The organism is Pseudoflavonifractor hominis, from assembly GCF_014288125.1.
Taxonomy (GTDB): Bacteria; Bacillota; Clostridia; order Oscillospirales; family Oscillospiraceae; genus Pseudoflavonifractor_A; species Pseudoflavonifractor_A gallinarum.
Genome location: NZ_JACOPR010000006.1, coordinates 142,107 through 160,354 on the forward strand (window position 1 = coordinate 142,107; position 18,248 = coordinate 160,354).

The 18,248-nt window shown below is 59.8% G+C and carries 18 protein-coding genes; 11 read left to right on the top strand and 7 right to left on the bottom strand.

All coding sequences use genetic code 11. The features are described from left to right. Positions 1-91 precede the first annotated feature (91 nt). Complete coding sequence (locus H8S34_RS10830) at positions 92-1,369, top strand: hemolysin family protein (protein WP_186963983.1); 1,278 nt, start codon at positions 92-94, stop codon at positions 1,367-1,369. 60 nt (positions 1,370-1,429) lie between these two features. Here H8S34_RS10830 and H8S34_RS10835 read toward each other — a convergent pair whose 3' ends face one another. The 3 genes from H8S34_RS10835 to H8S34_RS10845 form a co-directional block, all read right to left on the bottom strand. After that, entirely contained in the window at positions 1,430-2,788 is a 1,359-nt protein-coding gene (locus H8S34_RS10835; protein WP_101691480.1) for a PFL family protein, read from the bottom strand. Positions 2,789-2,804: 16 nt separating this feature from the next. Continuing rightward, the gene (locus H8S34_RS10840) at positions 2,805-3,074 is read right to left on the bottom strand and encodes an ACT domain-containing protein (RefSeq protein WP_101691479.1); all 270 of its coding nucleotides are present in this window, start codon (positions 3,072-3,074) and stop codon (positions 2,805-2,807) included. A gap of 299 nt (positions 3,075-3,373) precedes the next feature. Further along, the gene (locus H8S34_RS10845) at positions 3,374-3,616 is read right to left on the bottom strand and encodes an HPr family phosphocarrier protein (protein ID WP_101691478.1); all 243 of its coding nucleotides are present in this window, start codon (positions 3,614-3,616) and stop codon (positions 3,374-3,376) included. A gap of 201 nt (positions 3,617-3,817) precedes the next feature. Between H8S34_RS10845 and mtaB the strand changes: the two genes are divergently transcribed. Together mtaB and H8S34_RS10855 are read left to right on the top strand one after the other, a co-directional pair. Beyond that, positions 3,818-5,128 carry a tRNA (N(6)-L-threonylcarbamoyladenosine(37)-C(2))-methylthiotransferase MtaB gene (mtaB, locus tag H8S34_RS10850; protein WP_101691477.1) on the top strand — a complete coding sequence of 437 codons (1,311 nt, stop codon included), beginning with the start codon at positions 3,818-3,820 and terminating at the stop codon, positions 5,126-5,128. 1 nt (position 5,129) lies between these two features. Continuing rightward, on the top strand, positions 5,130-6,554 hold the full coding sequence (locus H8S34_RS10855; RefSeq protein WP_186963984.1) for a S41 family peptidase: 1,425 nt from the start codon (positions 5,130-5,132) through the stop codon (positions 6,552-6,554). A 47-nt stretch (positions 6,555-6,601) separates the two neighbouring features. On the opposite strand, the gene H8S34_RS10860 is transcribed toward H8S34_RS10855, so the two are convergent. Continuing rightward, positions 6,602-7,147, bottom strand: coding sequence for an FUSC family protein (locus tag H8S34_RS10860; protein ID WP_101691475.1), 546 nt, complete (start codon positions 7,145-7,147; stop codon positions 6,602-6,604). Between the two features lie 195 nt (positions 7,148-7,342). Between H8S34_RS10860 and thyA the strand changes: the two genes are divergently transcribed. The 8 genes from thyA (at position 7,343) to H8S34_RS10900 (ending at position 14,258) form a co-directional block, all read left to right on the top strand. Beyond that, positions 7,343-8,173 carry a thymidylate synthase gene (thyA, locus tag H8S34_RS10865; protein WP_186963985.1) on the top strand — a complete coding sequence of 277 codons (831 nt, stop codon included), beginning with the start codon at positions 7,343-7,345 and terminating at the stop codon, positions 8,171-8,173. A gap of 30 nt (positions 8,174-8,203) precedes the next feature. Beyond that, a complete protein-coding gene (locus H8S34_RS10870) occupies positions 8,204-8,680 on the top strand; it encodes a dihydrofolate reductase (RefSeq protein WP_186963986.1) in 477 nt (158 codons plus the stop codon). 2 nt (positions 8,681-8,682) lie between these two features. Next, positions 8,683-9,249: an NUDIX hydrolase gene (locus H8S34_RS10875; protein WP_101691472.1), complete on the top strand. Its 567-nt coding sequence runs from the start codon at positions 8,683-8,685 to the stop codon at positions 9,247-9,249. A 106-nt stretch (positions 9,250-9,355) separates the two neighbouring features. After that, positions 9,356-10,690, top strand: coding sequence for a glucose-6-phosphate isomerase (locus H8S34_RS10880; protein ID WP_101691471.1), 1,335 nt, complete (start codon positions 9,356-9,358; stop codon positions 10,688-10,690). A 172-nt stretch (positions 10,691-10,862) separates the two neighbouring features. Further along, positions 10,863-11,276, top strand: coding sequence for a hypothetical protein (locus H8S34_RS10885; RefSeq protein ID WP_101691470.1), 414 nt, complete (start codon positions 10,863-10,865; stop codon positions 11,274-11,276). 192 nt (positions 11,277-11,468) lie between these two features. After that, on the top strand, positions 11,469-12,461 hold the full coding sequence (locus tag H8S34_RS10890) for a PepSY domain-containing protein (protein WP_186963987.1): 993 nt from the start codon (positions 11,469-11,471) through the stop codon (positions 12,459-12,461). A gap of 118 nt (positions 12,462-12,579) precedes the next feature. After that, positions 12,580-13,146 (top strand): RNA polymerase sigma factor, encoded by a 567-nt coding sequence (locus H8S34_RS10895; RefSeq protein ID WP_101691591.1) that lies wholly within the window; start codon positions 12,580-12,582, stop codon positions 13,144-13,146. A 2-nt stretch (positions 13,147-13,148) separates the two neighbouring features. After that, positions 13,149-14,258, top strand: coding sequence for a PepSY domain-containing protein (locus H8S34_RS10900; RefSeq protein ID WP_186963988.1), 1,110 nt, complete (start codon positions 13,149-13,151; stop codon positions 14,256-14,258). Between the two features lie 75 nt (positions 14,259-14,333). On the opposite strand, the gene H8S34_RS10905 is transcribed toward H8S34_RS10900, so the two are convergent. The 3 genes from H8S34_RS10905 to H8S34_RS10915 are packed head-to-tail and all read right to left on the bottom strand — an operon-like array spanning position 14,334 to position 18,245. Then, positions 14,334-16,211 (bottom strand): S-layer homology domain-containing protein, encoded by a 1,878-nt coding sequence (locus H8S34_RS10905; protein ID WP_186963989.1) that lies wholly within the window; start codon positions 16,209-16,211, stop codon positions 14,334-14,336. A gap of 37 nt (positions 16,212-16,248) precedes the next feature. Then, positions 16,249-17,472: an ABC transporter permease gene (locus H8S34_RS10910; protein WP_101691466.1), complete on the bottom strand. Its 1,224-nt coding sequence runs from the start codon at positions 17,470-17,472 to the stop codon at positions 16,249-16,251. Beyond that, on the bottom strand, positions 17,469-18,245 hold the full coding sequence (locus H8S34_RS10915; RefSeq protein WP_101691465.1) for an ABC transporter ATP-binding protein: 777 nt from the start codon (positions 18,243-18,245) through the stop codon (positions 17,469-17,471). Before H8S34_RS10915 ends, H8S34_RS10910 begins: the two co-directional genes overlap by 4 nt. Positions 18,246-18,248: the final 3 nt, after the last annotated feature.

Here is an 18,248-nt window from a genome sequence, read left to right on the forward strand (position 1 = left end):
GCATTTCCGATTCGAGGGAAAATGCTGCGCCGGTCTGATTTGAGAGAAAGAGGAGGAATCATCCTTGCAGCCGCCTATATGGATCAGTTTGTTGCTGGGAACTCTTTTGGCGGAAATACCCTTATCGGCCTGTTCCGCCGCACTGGATGAAGTCAGCTCAGAGAGCCTTCGCCGTCAGGCGGAGGAGGGAGAGCCACGGGCGGTCCGGGTGCTGCGGTGCCTGACCCACCCCACCGTTTTTCTGCGGGGCGTGGCGCTGTGGCGGATGCTGTGTATGGGAACGGCAGGGGCCGCGGCCTGGAATCTGAGCGCAATCTTCTGTACAGGAGAGACCATGTGGGCGGCACAGGCCAAACGGGCAGCCGTTTTGCTGGTGGTGCTGCTGGGCTTTTATGTACTGACCTGGCTGACGCCGAGACGGGTCGCGCTGCACGATCCGCTGGGGGTATTGCGCACGCTCTGCCCCTGTCTGCTGCCCTTTGTGACGGCGGTGCGTCCCATTACCGGAGGGCTGGCCTGGGTGGTGCGGCAGATCCTGCGCCGCTTCGGCATTGACCCGGCGGCGGAGGGCGGAGCCATCTCGGAGGAGAATATCCGCCTTCTGATGGACATTGGAGAGGAACGGGGAGCCATTGACTCCACCGAAAAGGAAATGATCGAAAACGTCTTCGATTTCAACGACCTCACCGCGGAGGACGTAATGATCCACCGCACCGAGATCGTGAGCCTCTGGGTGGAGGACACGGACGAGGAGATCCTGCATACCATCGAGGAGAGCGGACTCTCCCGCTTCCCGGTCTATGACGAGGACCTGGACGATGTGATCGGCATTCTGTACAGCCGGGACTATTTCCTCAACAGCCGGAAGGAGCACCCCCTCCCCCTGCGGGAGCTGCTGCGCAAGGCCTATTTTGTGCCCGGTTCTGTGGCGGCAGGCAATCTCTTCCGGGATATGCAGAGCAAGAAGATCCACATGGCCATGGTGGTGGATGAATACGGCGGCACCTCCGGCCTCATCACCATGGAAGACCTCCTGGAGGAGATCGTGGGCAAGATCTATGACGAATTCGACCCCCAGGACGAGCAGGAGATCATCCGCCTGGAGGAAAATCTGTGGCGGGTGGCCGGTTCGGCCGAGCTGGATGACCTGGCGGAGGCACTGGATGTGGAATTTCCGCCGGATGAGGAGGCGGAGACGCTGGGCGGCCTGGTCTTTGCCCAGCTGTCGGTCATTCCGGAGGACGGCAGCTGCCCCGTGGTGGATACCGTGGGACTGCACATTCAGGTGGAACGGCTCTCGGAGCGCCGGGTGGAGTGGGCATTGGTCTCCAAACTGCCCCCGGAGGATACCGAGGAAGAGGAAAAATAGGATTGCAAAAAAGAGAGCCCCGGATGTTTTCCACATCCGGGGCCTTTTTTGTGCAAAACTTTAGTTCTTCAGGCTCTGCATGGGGGCGGGAATACGGCCGCCGCGCGCCACAAAGGCATGGCTGGAGAAGGGGTGCACCGGCATGACCGGAGCGGAGCCCAGCAGTCCGCCGAACTCCACCATGTCGCCCACCTTCTTGCCGGGGGCGGGGATGATGCGCACCGCAGTGGTCTTGGAGTTGACCATGCCGATGGCGGCCTCGTCGGCGATGATGGCGGAAATGGTGTCGGCGCTGGTGTCGCCGGGCACGGCGATCATGTCCAGACCCACCGAGCAGACGCAGGTCATGGCCTCCAGCTTATCGAGAGTGAGCGCGCCGCTCTGGGCGGCCGCGATCATACCCTCGTCCTCGGATACGGGGATAAAGGCGCCGGACAGGCCGCCCACGTGGGAGGAGGCCATGACGCCGCCCTTTTTCACCGCGTCGTTGAGGAGGGCCAGAGCGGCGGTGGTGCCGTGAGTGCCGCAGGCTTCCAGGCCCATCTCCTCCAGAATACGGGCCACGCTGTCGCCGATGGCAGGTGTGGGAGCCAGAGAGAGGTCCACGATACCGAAGGGGACACCCAGACGGCGGCTGGCCTCCTGGGCCACCAGCTGGCCCATGCGGGTGATGCGGAAAGCGGTCTTTTTGATGGTCTCGGCCACCTCATCAAAGGGCATACCCTTGACCGACTGAAGGGCGTGATGGACCACGCCGGGGCCGGAGACGCCCACGTTGATGACACAGTCGCCCTCGCCCACGCCGTGGAAGGCGCCGGCCATAAAGGGGTTATCCTCCACCGCGTTGCAGAAGACCACCAGCTTGGCGCAGCCGAAACCGGCCTGGTCGGCGGTGAGCTCGGCGCACTCCTTGATGATCCGGCCCATGACGCCCACGGCGTTCATGTTGATGCCGGCCTTGGTGGAGCCCACGTTGACCGAGGAGCAGACATACTGCGTGCGGGCCAGAGCCTCGGGGATGGAGGCGATGAGCTTCCGGTCGGCGGGGGTAGCGCCCTTCTGAACCAGGGCGGAGAAGCCGCCGATGAAGTTAACGCCGGTGGCCTTGGCCGCGTCATCCATGGCCACCGCGAAGGGAACGTAGTCCTTGGCCTCGGAGGCCCCGGCCACCAGGGCCATGGGCGTGACCGAGATGCGCTTGTTTACAATTGGGATGCCATATTCCCGCTCGATGTCCTCGCCGGTGGAGACCAGACGGTCGGCATAGCGGGTGATTTTATCATAGATCTTCCGGCAGGCGATCTTGGGATCGGAGTCGGCGCAGTCCAGGAGGGAGATTCCCATGGTGATGGTGCGCACATCCAGGTGCTGCTGGTCGATCATGTGGATGGTATCCAGGATTTCGTTGGTATTGATCATGTGCCCGGCTCCCTTCTTAAATGCGGTGCATGGCGTTGAAGATGTCCTCGCGCTGGATGTGGATGGACAGGTTGTGCTCCTTGCCCTGGCCCTCCATCAGAGCAACCAGCTCCGCAAAGGGAAGGTCGATCTGGGCGCAGTCCACCAGCATGACCATGGTGAAGTACTCCCGCATGATGGTCTGGCTGATATCCAGAACGCTGACCTTGTGCTCCGCCAGGAGAGCGGTGACAAAAGACAGAATGCCCACGTCATCTTTTCCCAAAACAGTTACAATTGCGCGCATAATTTGTTTCCTCCTCAATATCTCACGCGGTCTGCGCTTTACTCTATGTCGGATCATAAGCCCATGTGAACTACGCTCTCTTTCCGGCTTCTCCAAGTAAGGAAAACAGGGAAAGGGTTTGACGGAAAAGTGTTCGGCTGTGGCGGTCACTTTCCGAAAAAAGGCTTACAGCGGGATTATTATAGCATAGCATAATTTTGCTTGTAAACTGCATTTTCTACGAAAAACATGAAAAAATAAAGAAAAAATGGTGCGCACGGGAGAAATCCATGCGCACCGCTCATGTGTCTTTCTATGGATTACATTTCGGAAATGACCAGGGAGCCCAGCTCTCTGCGAAAATCGGCGCACTGGGCGTCGCTGCCATGAAACTCCACCGTAGCAGGCTGGTCCCGGTCGATGGAAAACAGGCCCATAATGGACTTGGCATTGACCACATAGCGGCCGGAACAGACATCGATCTCACACTCATGCTGATTGGCCAGATTACAGAAACGCTTTACGTCGTCCAGTGAGGGCAGGTTGATCTGAAAACGACTCACTTGTCTCATCTCCCCAATAAAATTACGGCGGCGCGGATGCAGACTCCCGCGCCTTTTTTCTTTACGCTGGGGCATCCATGCCGTATAATAAAAAGATACGGGAATCCCCGCGTGTGCTGTCGAGCTGATATTAGGATATTATACGTACTTTACGCCCAAATGACAAGATAAAATATGAAAAGATAAAGCGAAGGAGATACCATGAAGATCGCCATTTATACCTTGGGCTGCAAGGTCAATCAATATGAGACCCAGGCGATGGAGGCTGAGCTCTCCGGCAGAGGGCATACCCTGGTCCCGTTTGAGGGACATGCGGACGCCTATATCATCAATACCTGTTCCGTCACGGCGGTGAGCGACAAAAAGTCCCGCCAGATCATCCGCCGGGCCCGGAAGGAAAATCCGGATGCCGTGATCGGGGTCTGCGGCTGTTATGCCCAGACCAATCCCGAGGCGGTCCGTGCGCTGGAGGTGGACCTGATCTCGGGTACCGCCGGACGCATGGCTTTTCTGGACGATCTGGAGGAGCTGCTGGAGGACCGCCGGGCCGCCCGGATGGCGGGGGAAGAGCCCCGGGTGACGGTGGACAATGCCCTGCGCCGGCGCGCCTTTGAGGTCCTGCCCGCCGGCGGGCTGGAGGGGCGCACCCGCGCCATGCTGAAGGTGGAGGACGGCTGCGTCAACTTCTGCACTTACTGTATCATTCCCTATGCCCGTGGCCCCATCCGTTCCCTCTCCATCCCGGAGGCGGAGGAGCAGTGCCGCCGCCTGGGGGCGGAGGGATACCAGGAGGTGGTTCTCACCGGCATTGAGATATCCTCCTGGGGTGCCGAGTGGAAGGACGGTCCCACCCTCATTGATCTGGTGGAGGCGGTCTGCCGTGCGCTGCCCGAGGGCACACGGGTGCGTCTGGGCAGTCTGGAGCCCCGCACCATTACGGAAGAATTCTGCCGCCGGGCCTCTGTCCTGCCCAATCTGTGTCCCCATTTCCACCTGTCCATGCAGAGCGGCTGCGACAGTGTGCTCCGGCGGATGAACCGGAAATATGATACCGCACGGTATTATGAGAGCGTACAATTACTCCGGGAATACTTTGACCGCCCCGGCATCACCACTGATCTCATTGTAGGCTTTCCCGGGGAGACCGAGGAAGAGTTTGCGCAGACCCTGGCCTTTGTGGAGAAGTGCGCCTTTTCCGCCATGCACATCTTCCCCTACTCCCGCCGCTCCGGGACGCCGGCGGCCGCCATGCCCGACCAGGTGCCCAATGCGGTCAAGGAGGAGCGGGCTCACCGGGCCGGGGAGCTGGCCCGCCGTCTGGAGGCGGCCTATCTGGAGCAGTGGGTAGGGAAGACTCTCCCCGTGCTCTTTGAGGAGGAGCGGGACGGGCTCTGGCGGGGCCACGCCCCCAACTATGTGGAGGTCTTCGCCCCAGGAGAGGGACTCCACAATGTAGAAAAAGAGGTTAAAATTACGAAATGGAGTGAAAATCATCTGATAGGAGTGGTGTAAAATGAAACGGCGCGCCCTGTCTCTCAGCCTGTCCCTTCTGCTGCTGGCCGGATGTACTCCTGCCCCGGAGCCATCCCCGACCCCTGTGCCCACCGTCAGCCAAAGTCCGGAGCCGGTCTCTTTTGATGCATTTTTAGCCGGGGTGAATGAGGCACGGCGCTCTGCCCTGGAGGGTGGAGAGCCCATGGACATCTCGGCCTGGACATCGGACTTCCGGGAACAGAATGACACCTTTACCGAAGCGGAGATGGAGCGGCTGCTCACCCCTCACAATCTGGAGAAGGCCCTCACAATGGAGACGGCCCGGGAGGACATCGAGACCTTTTTCACCCTCCTGCGCACCACATACGGTGCGTATGACTATTTCGGCGGGGATGAGGTCTTTGGCCCGCTGGAAGAACAGGCCATCGCGGCGCTGGAGAGCGGGAAAGAAGAGGGAGACATCCTGTATTCCAAGGAGATCCGGGACATCCTCTATGACACGGTGAGTCCGGTCATCCGGGACGGACACTTTATGATTGGTGAAAAGCACCTCATTGAAGAGGTCCGGCAGGAGCCCTACTATGTCCCGGATCAGTACATTGCCGACCCAGAGGCGGAGGGACTGGACCCGGCCTATGTGAAGCCTACGATTGGTCCGGACGGCGCCATCACCTACGGCTTTTTTGCTCTGAGCCATGATGGGAGCGATCTGCCCGAGACGCTGGGCGGGTATACCCTGGACTGGCAGCCCTGCGGCATTGCCGAGCTGGAGGAACCGGAGCCCTTTATGTTTGCTGAGCGGGCATATGAGGGCCTGCCCATGCTGGTATCCCGACAGATGTTTTCCAATGAAAATTTGCCGGAGAGCGAAGCGGAGCTGGAGCGGTTTGCGTCCTGCGGCGGGGAATATGCCGACGCGCCGGTGCTGCTCTTTGATGTGCGGCGGAATCCCGGCGGAAGCGACCGGTGGATCATGGATTGGTTTGAGGGGTGGACCGGCCAGCCGTGCGCTTCCAGATGGGTTTTTGGACAACGGTACAGCCAGCTCTCCTGTAAGGCGTTCTCCTATCCGGAAGAACAGATGGGGAATTGGCGTGTCGCTCAGGAGGAGGGGACCTGGGTACCCCGGGAGGGGGTCACCTTCCTGCTCACAGATAAGGGAACGGCCTCCTCCGGTGAGACGGTGGTGGAATTTCTGCACTCCGTGGAGAATGTGCTGGTGGTAGGGGCCCCGTCGTCAGGATGTGCACTGGTACCAAACAACTGGCATTTCTATCTCCCCAATACCGGGATCGAGGTGTATTTCGGCACCGGGCTGAACTTCTGTGAAACGATGGAGAACCGGGATGGCACGGGGTATCTCCCCGACCTGTGGGTGAACCCCACGGAGGTCCCGGCGGCGGTGGCCCGCCTGTGTGCCTATTACGGCTTGAACCCACAGTAAAAAATATCCCGCGGAGCCGATCGGCTCCGCGGGATATTTTGCTTGATTCAATACCGTTCCGGCCAACCCAGCGCCCGGCAGCACACATTGATCCAGTTCACCAGGCGCTCCCGGGGGAGCAGATAGTTGATGAGCAGGGACATGGCCACACCTGCGCCGGTGTCCACCATGCGGTTGAGGGCGTAGCTCACATAGGTGTCCACCGGGGTGTTGAAGAGTACGATGCACAGCACCACGCCGCCGGGCTGCACCGCCCCCACCCAGAACACCTGGGCCAAAATAATCAGGATCACGACGCCCACAAAGAGGAGGGGGACCAGCAGGAGGCGGTTGCTTCCATCCGGGACAAAGATAATGTAGATCCGAAAGAGTCCCATTCCCAGAAAGCCGCCGATGATGGTGCCGAAGAGGCGGTTGCCGCCGTGCAGCTTGGAATGGTCCATGTTGGCGCCCATACCGAAGATGGCACCGATGCAGGCAAAGGTGGGGTTCCGGTTGATGAAATAGTAGATCAGGGCACAAAGCGAGGCAGAGAGGGCGGTCTTGAGATTGCGCAGACCCACGTGGGGAAGTGGGACGGGGGGCTTGTTCATGACAGACACTCCTGTGGAGAACACGGTGGTTCTCATATTTTGTTGACAAGACAAGAATACCATAGAACGGAATGGGATTCCATATTACAGGAGAAAACTATGCAGTTTTTTGCATAAAGTTGTATAGACAAGAGAGCTGGTAGGATGTTGTGGACTGTGCTATAATAGCGGGAAATGAGAGTGAGGAGGAACACTATGAGCCGAGCCGACGAACTGTTTATCCAAAATTGCAAAGAGATTCTGGCCCATGGAGTCTGGGACACCGACCAGAATGTCCGGCCCCGCTGGGAGGACGGAACGCCTGCCCATACCATCAAAGCATTCGGGATCGTCAACCGCTATGATCTGCGGGAGGAATTTCCCGTCCAGACCATCCGGAAGATGGCCTTCCGCAATGCGCTGGATGAGCTGCTCTGGATCTGGCAGAAGAAATCCAATCAGATTCAGGACCTGAACAGCCACATCTGGGATGCCTGGGCCGATGAGAGCGGTTCGATCGGAAAAGCCTACGGCTATCAGCTGGGCGTAAAGCACCGCTATCCTGAGGGGGAGTTTGACCAGGTGGACCGGGTGCTCTATGACCTGAAGCACAACCCCGCCTCCCGGCGCATTCTGACCAATCTCTATAACCATGCGGACCTGCATGAGATGCACCTGTATCCCTGCGCCTGGTCCATGACCTTCAATGTGAGCGGGCGCACCCTCAACGCCATTTTGAACCAGCGCAGCCAGGACATGCTCACCGCCAACGGCTGGAATGTGATGCAGTATGCCGCCCTGGTCCACATGCTGGCCCAGGTGTCCGGCCTGGAGGCCGGGGAGCTCATCCATGTCATCGCGGACGCCCACATCTACGACCGCCATGTGCCCATTGTGGAGGAGTTGCTGGAACGAAAGCCCTATGACGCCCCCAAGCTGTGGATCGACCCGGCAGTGGAGGATTTTTATGCCTTCACACCGGAGAGCCTGCGCCTGGAGGGATATCAGGCCCATCCGCTGGCCGGGAAGATCCCGGTGGCGGTATAACCAATCCGAAAGACGAAAGTGGGGAGAGCCATGTACGCCATCGTAGCAGTGGATGAAAACTGGGGGATCGGCCGGGACGGGGACCAGCTGGTCTACCTCTCGGAGGACCTGAAACGCTTTAAGGCCCTGACCATGGGTCATGCGGTGATCCTGGGCCGCAAGACCCTGGCCACCTTTCCAGGAGGGAGGCCTCTGCCCAAGCGGCGGAATCTGATCCTCTCCCGGAATCGCGCCTTTTGCTGTGAAGGGGCAGAGGTCTTTTCCAGTCTGGAGGACCTGTGCGCCGCCGCGCCGGAGGATGCCTTTGTGATCGGCGGAGGGAGCGTGTACCAAGCCCTCCTGGAGAAGTGCGACACCGTCTATGTAACCAAGATCCAGGCGGCCTTTCCTGCGGATACCTTTTTCCCGAACCTGGACCGCCTGCCGGAGTGGCATGTGTCCGAAGAGGGGGAGATGCTGGAGCAGGACGGCATCCGCTACCACTATGTGACCTATCGGAGGAGATAAGCATGTATCTGGACGACATCCGGGCCTACCGTCCGGAAAATGCCCAGGAGGAGGCCGACCAGCGCATGATGCTGGAGTATGCCAGGCTCTTCCCAGGGCGGCTTCTGACCCGGGAAAATGAGGTGGCCCATATCACCAGCTCCGGCTTTGTGGTCAACGCCGACGGCTCCAAGGTCCTGATGGCCCACCACAATATCTATCGGGTCTGGGCCTGGACCGGCGGCCATGCGGACGGGGAGGAGGATCTGCTCTCCGTGGCCCTGCGGGAGGCCCGGGAGGAGACCGGCGTAACCCATGTACTCCCCCTCTCCTCTGACATCATGTCTCTGGACATCCTGCCGGTATGGGGGCATGTGAAGCGGGGGCGGTATGTGCCGGCCCATCAGCACCTCAACGTGACCTATCTGCTGGTGGCCGACGAGGGGGATGCCCTCACCGTCCGGGAGGGAGAAAACACCCGGGTGGGCTGGCTTCCGGCGGCCGACCTGCTCTCCTATACCAATGAGTGGCAGATGGACGGGGTGTATACCAAGCTCCTCCGCCGGGCCCAGGCCCTGTTGGCACGGTAAGGCGCGGAAAAATGGATTGCCTTTTTCCACAAAATAGGCTAGGAATAGACCGGGTGGTGGTGTATAATATGGACAGCACCCATGTCTGCAAAGGAGGCAATCTGATATGATTCAACTTGATGTGTCCAACGCCACCGGCTTTCTTCCGGAGGACTGGCTGACATCCCGTACCGAGCGGCTGGAGCAGGCCCGCGGCTGGCTGGAGAACGGCAGCGGAGCCGGCGGCTCGTTTACCGGATGGGTCCACCTGCCCCGGGATTATGATAAAGAGGAGTTTGCCCGCATCCGCTGCGCGGCGAAAAAAATCCAGTCCGACTCCCAGGCCCTGGTGGTCGTGGGAATCGGCGGCTCCTATCTGGGCGCCCGCGCGGTGATCGAACTGCTCAAATCGCCCAACTATAACCTGAAGAAAAAAGACACGCCCGACATCTTCTTTGCCGGAAACGGGCTGTCCACCGACGCGCTGCTGGAGATCATTGACCTGGTCAAAGACCGGGATTTTTCTGTCAATGTGATCTCCAAGTCGGGCACGACCACCGAGCCCGCCGTGGCCTTCCGGATCTTTAAGAATCTGCTGGAGGAGAAGTACGGGAAGGAAGAGGCCCGCCGGCGCATCTATGCCACCACCGACGCCCACAAGGGAGCCCTCAAGGGACTGGCTGACTCGGAGGGGTATGAGACCTTTGTGGTACCCGACGCGGTGGGCGGACGCTACTCGGTCCTCACGGCTGTGGGCCTTCTGCCCATCGCGGTGGCCGGTATCGATCTGGAGAAGCTGATGGAGGGCGCGGCCCAGGCGATGGAGGCCCTCTCCGTGCCGGGGATGGACAACCCTGCTTGGCAGTATGCCGCCGCCCGCCACGCTCTGTACACCCTGGGCAAGCGCACCGAGATCCTGGTGGGCTATGAGCCCGCCTTCCGCTTCTTTGCCGAGTGGTGGAAGCAGCTCTACGGCGAGAGCGAGGGCAAGGACGGCAAGGGACTCTTCCCCGCCAGCGTGGAGTTTACCGCCGACCTCCACTCCATGGGACAGTATATCCAGCAGGGCGAGCGGCTGATGTTTGAGAGCGTGGTCCGGTTTGCCGAGTCGCTGGGGAGCTTCACGATCCCCCATGATCCGGACAATGTGGACGGCCTGAACTTCCTCTCGGGCAAGCCCCTGTCCTTTGTGGCGGAACAGGCCATGCGGGGAACCCTCCTGGCCCATGTGGACGGCGGCGTGCCCAACCTGGTCATCCAGGCCGCCCGCCGGGATGAGCACACCGTGGGCGAGCTGATCTACTTCTTTGAGTATTCCTGCGGACTGTCCGGCTATCTGCTGGAGGTCAATCCCTTTGACCAGCCGGGCGTGGAGGCATATAAGAAGAATATGTACGCTCTCCTGGGGAAACCGGGTTATGAGGCCCAAAAGGCGGAGCTGGAGGCGCGGCTGGGCCATTAAGCGTGTTCTTAGAGTGAAAAGGGACTGTTGTGGTGATAAGTACCCAAAGCAGGCGGAACCTTTCTTTGAAATTTAAGCAAACTTCTGTAAATCAGTTGCAATCTAATCTTTGATATGGTAACATGATACAAAGACCGGGGGAGTCCCGGTGGACAAATAAGGAGTGATAATTATGGTGAGAGTGATCATGGGTGTCAAGGGCACCGGTAAGACCAAGCAGATGATCGACCTCATTAATTCTGCCGTTCACAGCGAGCACGGCAATGTGGTATGCATTGAGCGCGGCGGTAAACTGACATATGACATCCATTCCAAGATTCGTCTGGTGGAGTCCAGCAACTACGACATGGGTACCTTCGAGTTTATGAAGGGCTTCATCAGCGGCCTGTATGCCGGTAACTATGACATTACCCATGTGTTCATCGACAGCCTGACCAAGATCGTCAATGCCGATGTCACCGATCATACTCTGGAGGAGTTCCTGGATTGGCTCAATTCCTTCTCCGAGAAGAACAACATCAAGTTCACCGTGACCATCAGCGCTGACCGCGAGCTGGCCAGCGAGGGCGTACAGAAGTACTTCTAATTTGGATGATATGGACGGCGGGACCGCATGTGCGGTCCCGCCGTTTTGCATCTTTTCGGGGCTCGCAAAAAAAGATAAAAAAATTTTTTCAGAGTGTGCGATAAAAACAGGGAGCTGTGCGTTATATGGGTGAAGAGACCAAAAGAGATCCACATACAAACTTGATTTTATATTAGAAGGGAAGGATCAGTTATGATGAAGCAGAATCGCTGGAAGAAGAGTGTCGCCGCTCTGACGATGGCAGGTGTTTTGGCTCTGGGTATGGCGGCGGGGGCCGCGGTGGTCCGGCAGAAGATCACGGCGGAGCTCCGGCCCGACATCACGGTAAAGGTCAACGGAAAGGTGCAGGATCTGGACAAGGACGCCATCAGCTACAATGGCAGCACCTATCTGCCGGTGCGTGCCATCGGTGAGGCGGTCGGCATGGATGTGAACTGGGACAGCAGCACCCAAACGGTTTCTCTGGATGGGGCCAGCAACTGGGACGATGTGGACGCCTACATCACCCTGGCAAACGCCAAGACCATCGCCCTGGAGGATGCGGGACTGAGCGCCAGCAAGGTCACCTTTACCAAGGCGGAGAGCGGATGGGATGACGGACGCCCGGTCTACGATGTGGAGTTTACCTATAACGGGAAGAGCTATGACTATGAGATCTGCGCCTGGACCGGCAATATCATCTCCCGCGACGGCCAGTCCTGGAACGATAATTGGGATGATAACTGGGGCAACGGGAATGGCAACGGCAACTATATCGGCATGGCCCGAGCCAAGACCATCGCTCTGGAGGATGCGGGGCTGAGCGCCAGCAAGGTCACCTTTACCAAGACTCAGGGGGACTGGGATGATGGCCGGAAGGTCTATGACATCGAATTTGTCTCCGGCAGCACCAAGTATGAGTATGAGATTGCCGCAGCCACCGGAACGGTTCTGAAGCGGGAGCATGAGAGCTGGAGCGGGGGAACCAGCAGCAGCACGGCCATTGGCGTGGAGAAGGCCAAGACCATTGCGCTGAACGACGCGGGGCTGAGCGCCAGCCAGGTCACCTTTACCAAGGCGCAGACCGACTGGGATGACGGCCGGATGGAGTATGATGTGGAGTTCCGCAGCGGCGGTATCGAGTATGAGTACGAGATCGACGCCTATTCCGGCGCGATCCTGAGCCGGGATGTGGACCGGGATTGAATCCCATGTGGAAATGATCGGAAAACTCTGCTATACTGAGCCCATAAGCTGTAACGGGGGGATGGCCGGCGGCCATCCCCTTTTTGTTAGGGCAAAGGGGGAATGAAGCGTGTTTCTGATGATGGAGGGCGCGTGGGAGGCGGGGCGCCGATTGGCCGCTACCGACTGTGAGGCTCTGCTCCGGCGGATCGGGCAGGGCGATGCGGAGGCCTTTGAGCACTTTTACCGCGCCACAGATCGGGCGATCTATGCCTATGCGCTCTCTCTGACCCGAAACCACCATGATGCGCAGGATATTATGATGGAGGCCTATCTCAAAGTGCGTTCGGCCGCCCATCTCTACCGGCCGGGCGGAAAACCCATGGCCTGGGTCTTTACCATTGTCAAAAATCTGGTGCGGGATCAGCAGCGGCGTACCGGCCGGGAAGAGCTGATGGGGGACTGCCCCGAAGGGGAGCTGGCCATTCCGGAGAGCGACCGGAGCGATGAGGCCATGGTCCTGCGCCAGGCCATGCGTGTGCTGAGTGCAGAGGAGCGGGAGATTGTACTTCTCCACGCGGTATCCGGACTCAAGCACCGGGAGATTGCCGGAATGCTGGAGCGACCCCTTTCCACGGTCCTGTCCAGGTATCACCGGGCGCTGGGAAAGCTGCGCGCCGCGCTGCTGGAATGCGAGGAGGTGTGAGGATGAGAAGAGAATGGAACGACCGTGAGGTAGAACAGCTGCTGCGCCGCGCCGTGGACCGAAGCGTCCCCGATGTGTTTGAGCAGGTCTCTTCTGAGGAGGTCCCTCCGCTGCTGAATGAGGACCACATCGTCCCCTCACCGGTGCGCCGCCGCAGGCGGTGGCCCATTTTTGCGGCGGCCTGTCTGCTGTTGTTCCTTGCAGGGGCATTTTATCTGTGGATGAGTACGGCGGCCATCATCTCGATTGGAGAAGAGCCGGAGATCGAGATGGCAGTCAACCGGTTTCAGCGGGTCCTCCGGGTGGACGGAATAGCGGATGACGCAGTCCTGGGCCAGATGACCCTGGAGGGCGCGGAGGTGGAAGACGCGCTGGAGAGCGTGTTTACTGCGCTGGCCCGACAGGGACTGTTGACCGGTGGACTGGAGACCCCGGTATCGGTAGACGGCGGGAGCTGGCGCTACAACCGGGAGCTGCTGGATCTGGCCCAGGAAGAGCTTCAGGAGGCGTGGGAGGAGTACGGCGGAATACAGCCGCCCGCTCCGAGTGGGGATGATATGGAGCCGGATCTGCCCTCTCCCGAACCCACACAGCCTGTGCCCTCCGCTGCGCAGCCATCTTCCCCCGGGACGGCTGTGACGGCGGTGCCCAGCACCTCTCCGACGGCCGTTGACATGGCCCAGGCCCGGGCTGCTGCACTGGCCTATGTGGGTCTGAGCGAGGCGGACGTCGTCATAGAGAAGGAACAGCAGGACTGGGACGATGGGCAAATGTACTATGAGCTGGAATTCCACAGTGCCGACACCGCATATGAGTGCGTCGTGAACGCCGCCGGCCAGGTGGTCCAGTGTGAACAGGAGCCGCTGCACGGCGGGGGCGGTGCGATGGAGCGAAACGGACAGAGCGCTTCCATCAATGCCCGTCAGGCGGCCGAGGCGGCATTGGCCCATGCGGGCGTCAGCGCCGCCCAGGTGGAGGACTGGAGCAGCGAGCGGGAGGAAGACAACGGCGTAGTCTATTATGAGGTGGAATTTCAGTGCGGCGCCGTAGAGTATAAATATCACATTGACGCACAGAGCGGAGCGGTGCTGTCCTATGAACAGGAGAGCTGACCGCCTGTTGGAAGAGAAAAAGAGGCCCCCGGCACGTAATCGTGCCGGGGGCCTCCGTCTGTTTTTGAGAAGGGGTTATTTTGCCTTGGCCAGGATCACGCGGATCTGACCGCCGTCAACGGCCGGTTTATCATAGTAGCCAGTGAGGGTATAATCCCCGTTGTTCACCCGGGAGAGACTGGAGTAGTAATAGCTGTCATTGCGGATCTCGTAGACGGCCACCTGCTCAGAGACCGGGTATTTCTGATTGGCAGAGGAGATGGCGGTGGTAGAGGAGACCGAGTCCAGCGCGACCTCGCTCAGGTTCCGGACACGGTCGGGGTCCTGAACGGAGCCGATGACCTGGCAGGCTCCCTTGTGTACGCCGTAGACCGTATTGGTGGTGACAAGAGGAATGGAAGTTCCGGCCAGATCCAGGGTGTAGTTGCCCATCAGAGTCATGCCGGCGTTGATCTCCTTGGCGGAGGTAAGTACGCCGTAGGAATGCATATCTCCGGTGACATCTTCCAGGATAAGACGATCAATCTCGCCCTGTTCATTGGTGGAATAGAAGCGTACCGCGTCGCTCTTGAGCTTCACGCCGCTCAGACGGTTGGGATAGACCCGGATGGCGGTGGTATCGTCGTAGGTATCCAGGATCTCCACATTGTCAGCCAGGGTATAGTCCCCCAGCTTGGTGGCGTCGGAATTAAAGGAGCCGGAGAGACTGGAGCTGGAGAGACGCTTGACCTGGATGGAGTCTCCGCTTCCGGTCACCCGTACCAGGTCGCCCTCGTCCCAGTATTTATCCCGGGTGGGATAGGTAGCGGTGGCGCCGGAGGTGGTGACCAGAGTGATGGAGTAGCTGGTATAGGAGTCGCCGTTTTCGTCCACGTAGGAGCTGTTCTGTACCGCGGTGACCATGCCGACCACATCGGAAGATTCGCCCAAAACGCCGGAGGAACGGATGGCGGCAACGCCGCCGTCCCGGCCCAGCAGCAGGGTAACGGCATCACCGGTACGGAACTGGCCCAGATCGCTGACGGAGTAGACCGCGTCGCTGCTCTCCAGAGGATACTCAGTTCCGGCTACCGTGACCGAGGTGGGACGGGAAGCAGAGGGAGAGACCCGCTCCAGCGTACCGGTTACCTTCTTGCTGTATGCCCAGAGCTGGTTCATGGAGTCAGACCAGTAGACCACATCCAGAGGCTGGATGGCCTGAGAGGAGGCGAGCTTTCCGTCCCGGTACACGGTGACGGAGGAGAGAGAGAAGGGAAGCTTGGAGGTCCAGCTGCCCTCTGCCACCACGGGGCCTTCCATGGCCGAGTTGACCAGAGCGACCCGGTCCAGCGTGCCGTTCTGATCCACCAGATTGAGGCCGGGCTCCAGCGTGTTGAGGTAGTAGCTCCCCTGTTTGGTCTTGGCAGTCATGAGATTGTAGAAGAGATAGAGGGCGTCTTCCCGGGTCATGGGGCTGTTTTGGGTGGCGGTGACCCCCTCATCCAGGCCCAGATTGTGATAGGCGGCCATCTGGCCGGCGGGATAGGCGCCGGTAAAGTCCTCTGTGGTGTAGCCCAGCAGGGGCAGGACCATGGTCACACCCTCGGCCAGGGTGATGTTGGCCGAGGGGTGGAAGGTACCGTCCAGATAGCCCGAGACATACCCGGCCGATGCGGCGGCCTGTACATAGGGGGCGGCCCAGTGAGTTCGGGGCACGTCGGGATAGGGAGAGACACTGGCAGCCTCTCCGGCGCTGTCCCGGTAGGGAGAGGCGGCGATCACCATTTTGGTGAACTCCGCCCGGGTGACATAGCGGTCCAGGTGAAGGTCGCCGTTTTCATCCCCCACCAGAATGTCCAGGGCGGAGAGGACCTGGCCCGCCTCCTCCTCAGAGGGGATGGCGGCCAGGGAGGCGGGCATCAGACCCGCCACAAGCGCAGCGGACACAAGTCCGGCGAGAAGCGGTTTTTTCATATAAAAACTCCTTTTTCTCCGACGGGAGGGTATGGGATTACTCATACCGCAGCGCGTCGATGGGATTGAGGCGGGCGGCCTTGTTGGCGGGGAGGTAGCCAAACAGAATACCGATGCCCACCGAGACGCCAAAGGATACGGCGATACCGCCGATGGTGGGGACTGCAACAAAGCCGTTGTTGGTGGTGTTGAGGGCAAACGCGATGACGTTTGTCAGGACGTTGGCCATGATAATGCCCAGGACGATACCGATGGCCCCGCCAATGGCGGAGGTGGTACCCGCTTCAATGATAAACTGGCTGCGGATGTCCTTGCCCTTGGCGCCCAGGGATTTGCGGATGCCGATCTCCCGGGTGCGCTCCGTGACCGAGACCAGCATGATGTTCATAATGCCGATGCCGCCCACCAGCAGAGAAATGGCGGCGATGAGGATCAGGATCATCATGAGGGTATTGACCATGGAGTCCATGGCGTCCATCATCTCGGCCGAGGTCATGACAAAATAGTAGTCCGAGCTCTGGAAGGTCTGATAGAGGCGGTTTTCGATGATGCCCTTGGCCGCGGAGGCGGTGTCGCGGGTGGTGCTGGTAAACATATAGAAGTTGGCGTCCGCCATGCCGTTGAGCCGGAGCGCGCTGGTATAGGGGATGTAGATAATATCGTCTCCGCTGCCCTCACTCAGATCGGCCACGGTGTCCAGCACACCGACCACCGTATAGGACATGCCGCCGATGGAGATGGTCTGTCCCAGCGGATCGCCGGAGAAGGCGTTTTGCGCCAGATAGGCGCCAATCACACAGACGTTTTGAAACCGGTCCACATCCACGAATTTGAGAAAGCGGCCGGTGGCGAGGGTCTCACCGCGCATGGTGGAGCCCTGCTCGCCCAGGAAGGACTCGCCCACGCCATAGAGGCTGGTGCGCTCATACTCTTCCGTGCCCTGGCGCACCTTGGCCTGGGCGGTGACGTAGGGGGTGACGCCGGAGATGTAGTCGGGATACTTTTCGGCCAGAGCATACATGTCTTCCGGCTCGATGGTACGGGAAGAGCCCATGCCGCGGCCGTAAATCTGGACCTGGACCAGGTTGGAGCCCATGCTCTCAAACTGATCGTTCATATAGTTCTGCATGCCGTTGCCCAGGCTGGTAATGATGATCACGGCGGCTACGCCGATGATAATGCCCAGCATGGTGAGCAGGGCCCGCATTTTGCTGGTAGCCAGGGATTTGACCGCCAGACGGAAGGATTGGGAAATGTTCATGCCTGCCCCTCCTCACTGTGGAACACACCGGGGGGGATGTCCTCCTCCTCTTCGCCGGAGAGGGTGGGCTGGACGACCGCGCGGGGATCGCTGGCATCTCCATCGTAGATGATCTGTCCGTCCTGAAGGCGGACGATGCGCTTTGCCTTGACGGCGATGGAGTTGTCGTGGGTGATGAGGACCACCGTGTCCCCCTCTTCATTGAGCTTGCGGAGAAACCCCAGGACCTCCCGGCCGGTACGGGAATCCAGGGCGCCGGTGGGCTCGTCGGCCAGGATCACCGAGGGATTCCCCGCCAGAGCCCGGGCGATGGAGACACGCTGCTGCTGTCCGCCGGAGAGCTGATTGGGGAGGTTTTTGCGCTTGTCGGCCAGCCCCACCCGCTCCAGGGAGCGGATGGCCCGCTCATGCCGCTCGTCGGCCGGGATGCCGGCGTAGAGCAGGGGGAGTTCCACGTTTTCCTGCACATTGAGCTTGGGGATCAGATTGTACTGCTGAAAGATGAATCCAAGCATCTTGTTGCGGATCTCAGCCTGCTGGTCGTCGTCCATGGTCGATACGTCCACGCCGCCCAGATGATAGGTCCCGGAGGTTGGCACATCCAGACAGCCGATGATATTCATGGCCGTGGATTTGCCGGAACCGGACTGACCGACGATGGCCACAAACTCTCCCTCGTCGATGGTGAGGTTGATGCCGTCCAGTGCGTGGACGGTCTCGGTACCCATCTGATAGATTTTATAGACATCCTTGAGTTCGATGAGATGTTCCAAGGC

Bases quoted from the DNA above. Each gene is read 5' to 3' on its own strand.
- H8S34_RS10890 (WP_186963987.1), top strand. From the start codon at position 11,469: ATGATGAAGCAGAATCGCTGGAAGAAGAGTGTCGCCGCTCTGACGATG.
- thyA (WP_186963985.1), top strand. From the start codon at position 7,343: ATGAGCCGAGCCGACGAACTGTTTATCCAAAATTGCAAAGAGATTCTG.
- H8S34_RS10855 (WP_186963984.1), top strand. From the start codon at position 5,130: ATGAAACGGCGCGCCCTGTCTCTCAGCCTGTCCCTTCTGCTGCTGGCC.
- H8S34_RS10840 (WP_101691479.1), bottom strand. From the start codon at position 3,074: ATGCGCGCAATTGTAACTGTTTTGGGAAAAGATGACGTGGGCATTCTG.
- H8S34_RS10880 (WP_101691471.1), top strand. From the start codon at position 9,356: ATGATTCAACTTGATGTGTCCAACGCCACCGGCTTTCTTCCGGAGGAC.
- H8S34_RS10885 (WP_101691470.1), top strand. From the start codon at position 10,863: ATGGTGAGAGTGATCATGGGTGTCAAGGGCACCGGTAAGACCAAGCAG.
- H8S34_RS10900 (WP_186963988.1), top strand. From the start codon at position 13,149: ATGAGAAGAGAATGGAACGACCGTGAGGTAGAACAGCTGCTGCGCCGC.
- H8S34_RS10870 (WP_186963986.1), top strand. From the start codon at position 8,204: ATGTACGCCATCGTAGCAGTGGATGAAAACTGGGGGATCGGCCGGGAC.
- H8S34_RS10875 (WP_101691472.1), top strand. From the start codon at position 8,683: ATGTATCTGGACGACATCCGGGCCTACCGTCCGGAAAATGCCCAGGAG.
- H8S34_RS10910 (WP_101691466.1), bottom strand. From the start codon at position 17,472: ATGAACATTTCCCAATCCTTCCGTCTGGCGGTCAAATCCCTGGCTACC.
- H8S34_RS10895 (WP_101691591.1), top strand. From the start codon at position 12,580: ATGATGGAGGGCGCGTGGGAGGCGGGGCGCCGATTGGCCGCTACCGAC.
- H8S34_RS10860 (WP_101691475.1), bottom strand. From the start codon at position 7,147: ATGAACAAGCCCCCCGTCCCACTTCCCCACGTGGGTCTGCGCAATCTC.
- H8S34_RS10905 (WP_186963989.1), bottom strand. From the start codon at position 16,211: ATGAAAAAACCGCTTCTCGCCGGACTTGTGTCCGCTGCGCTTGTGGCG.
- mtaB (WP_101691477.1), top strand. From the start codon at position 3,818: ATGAAGATCGCCATTTATACCTTGGGCTGCAAGGTCAATCAATATGAG.
- H8S34_RS10835 (WP_101691480.1), bottom strand. From the start codon at position 2,788: ATGATCAATACCAACGAAATCCTGGATACCATCCACATGATCGACCAG.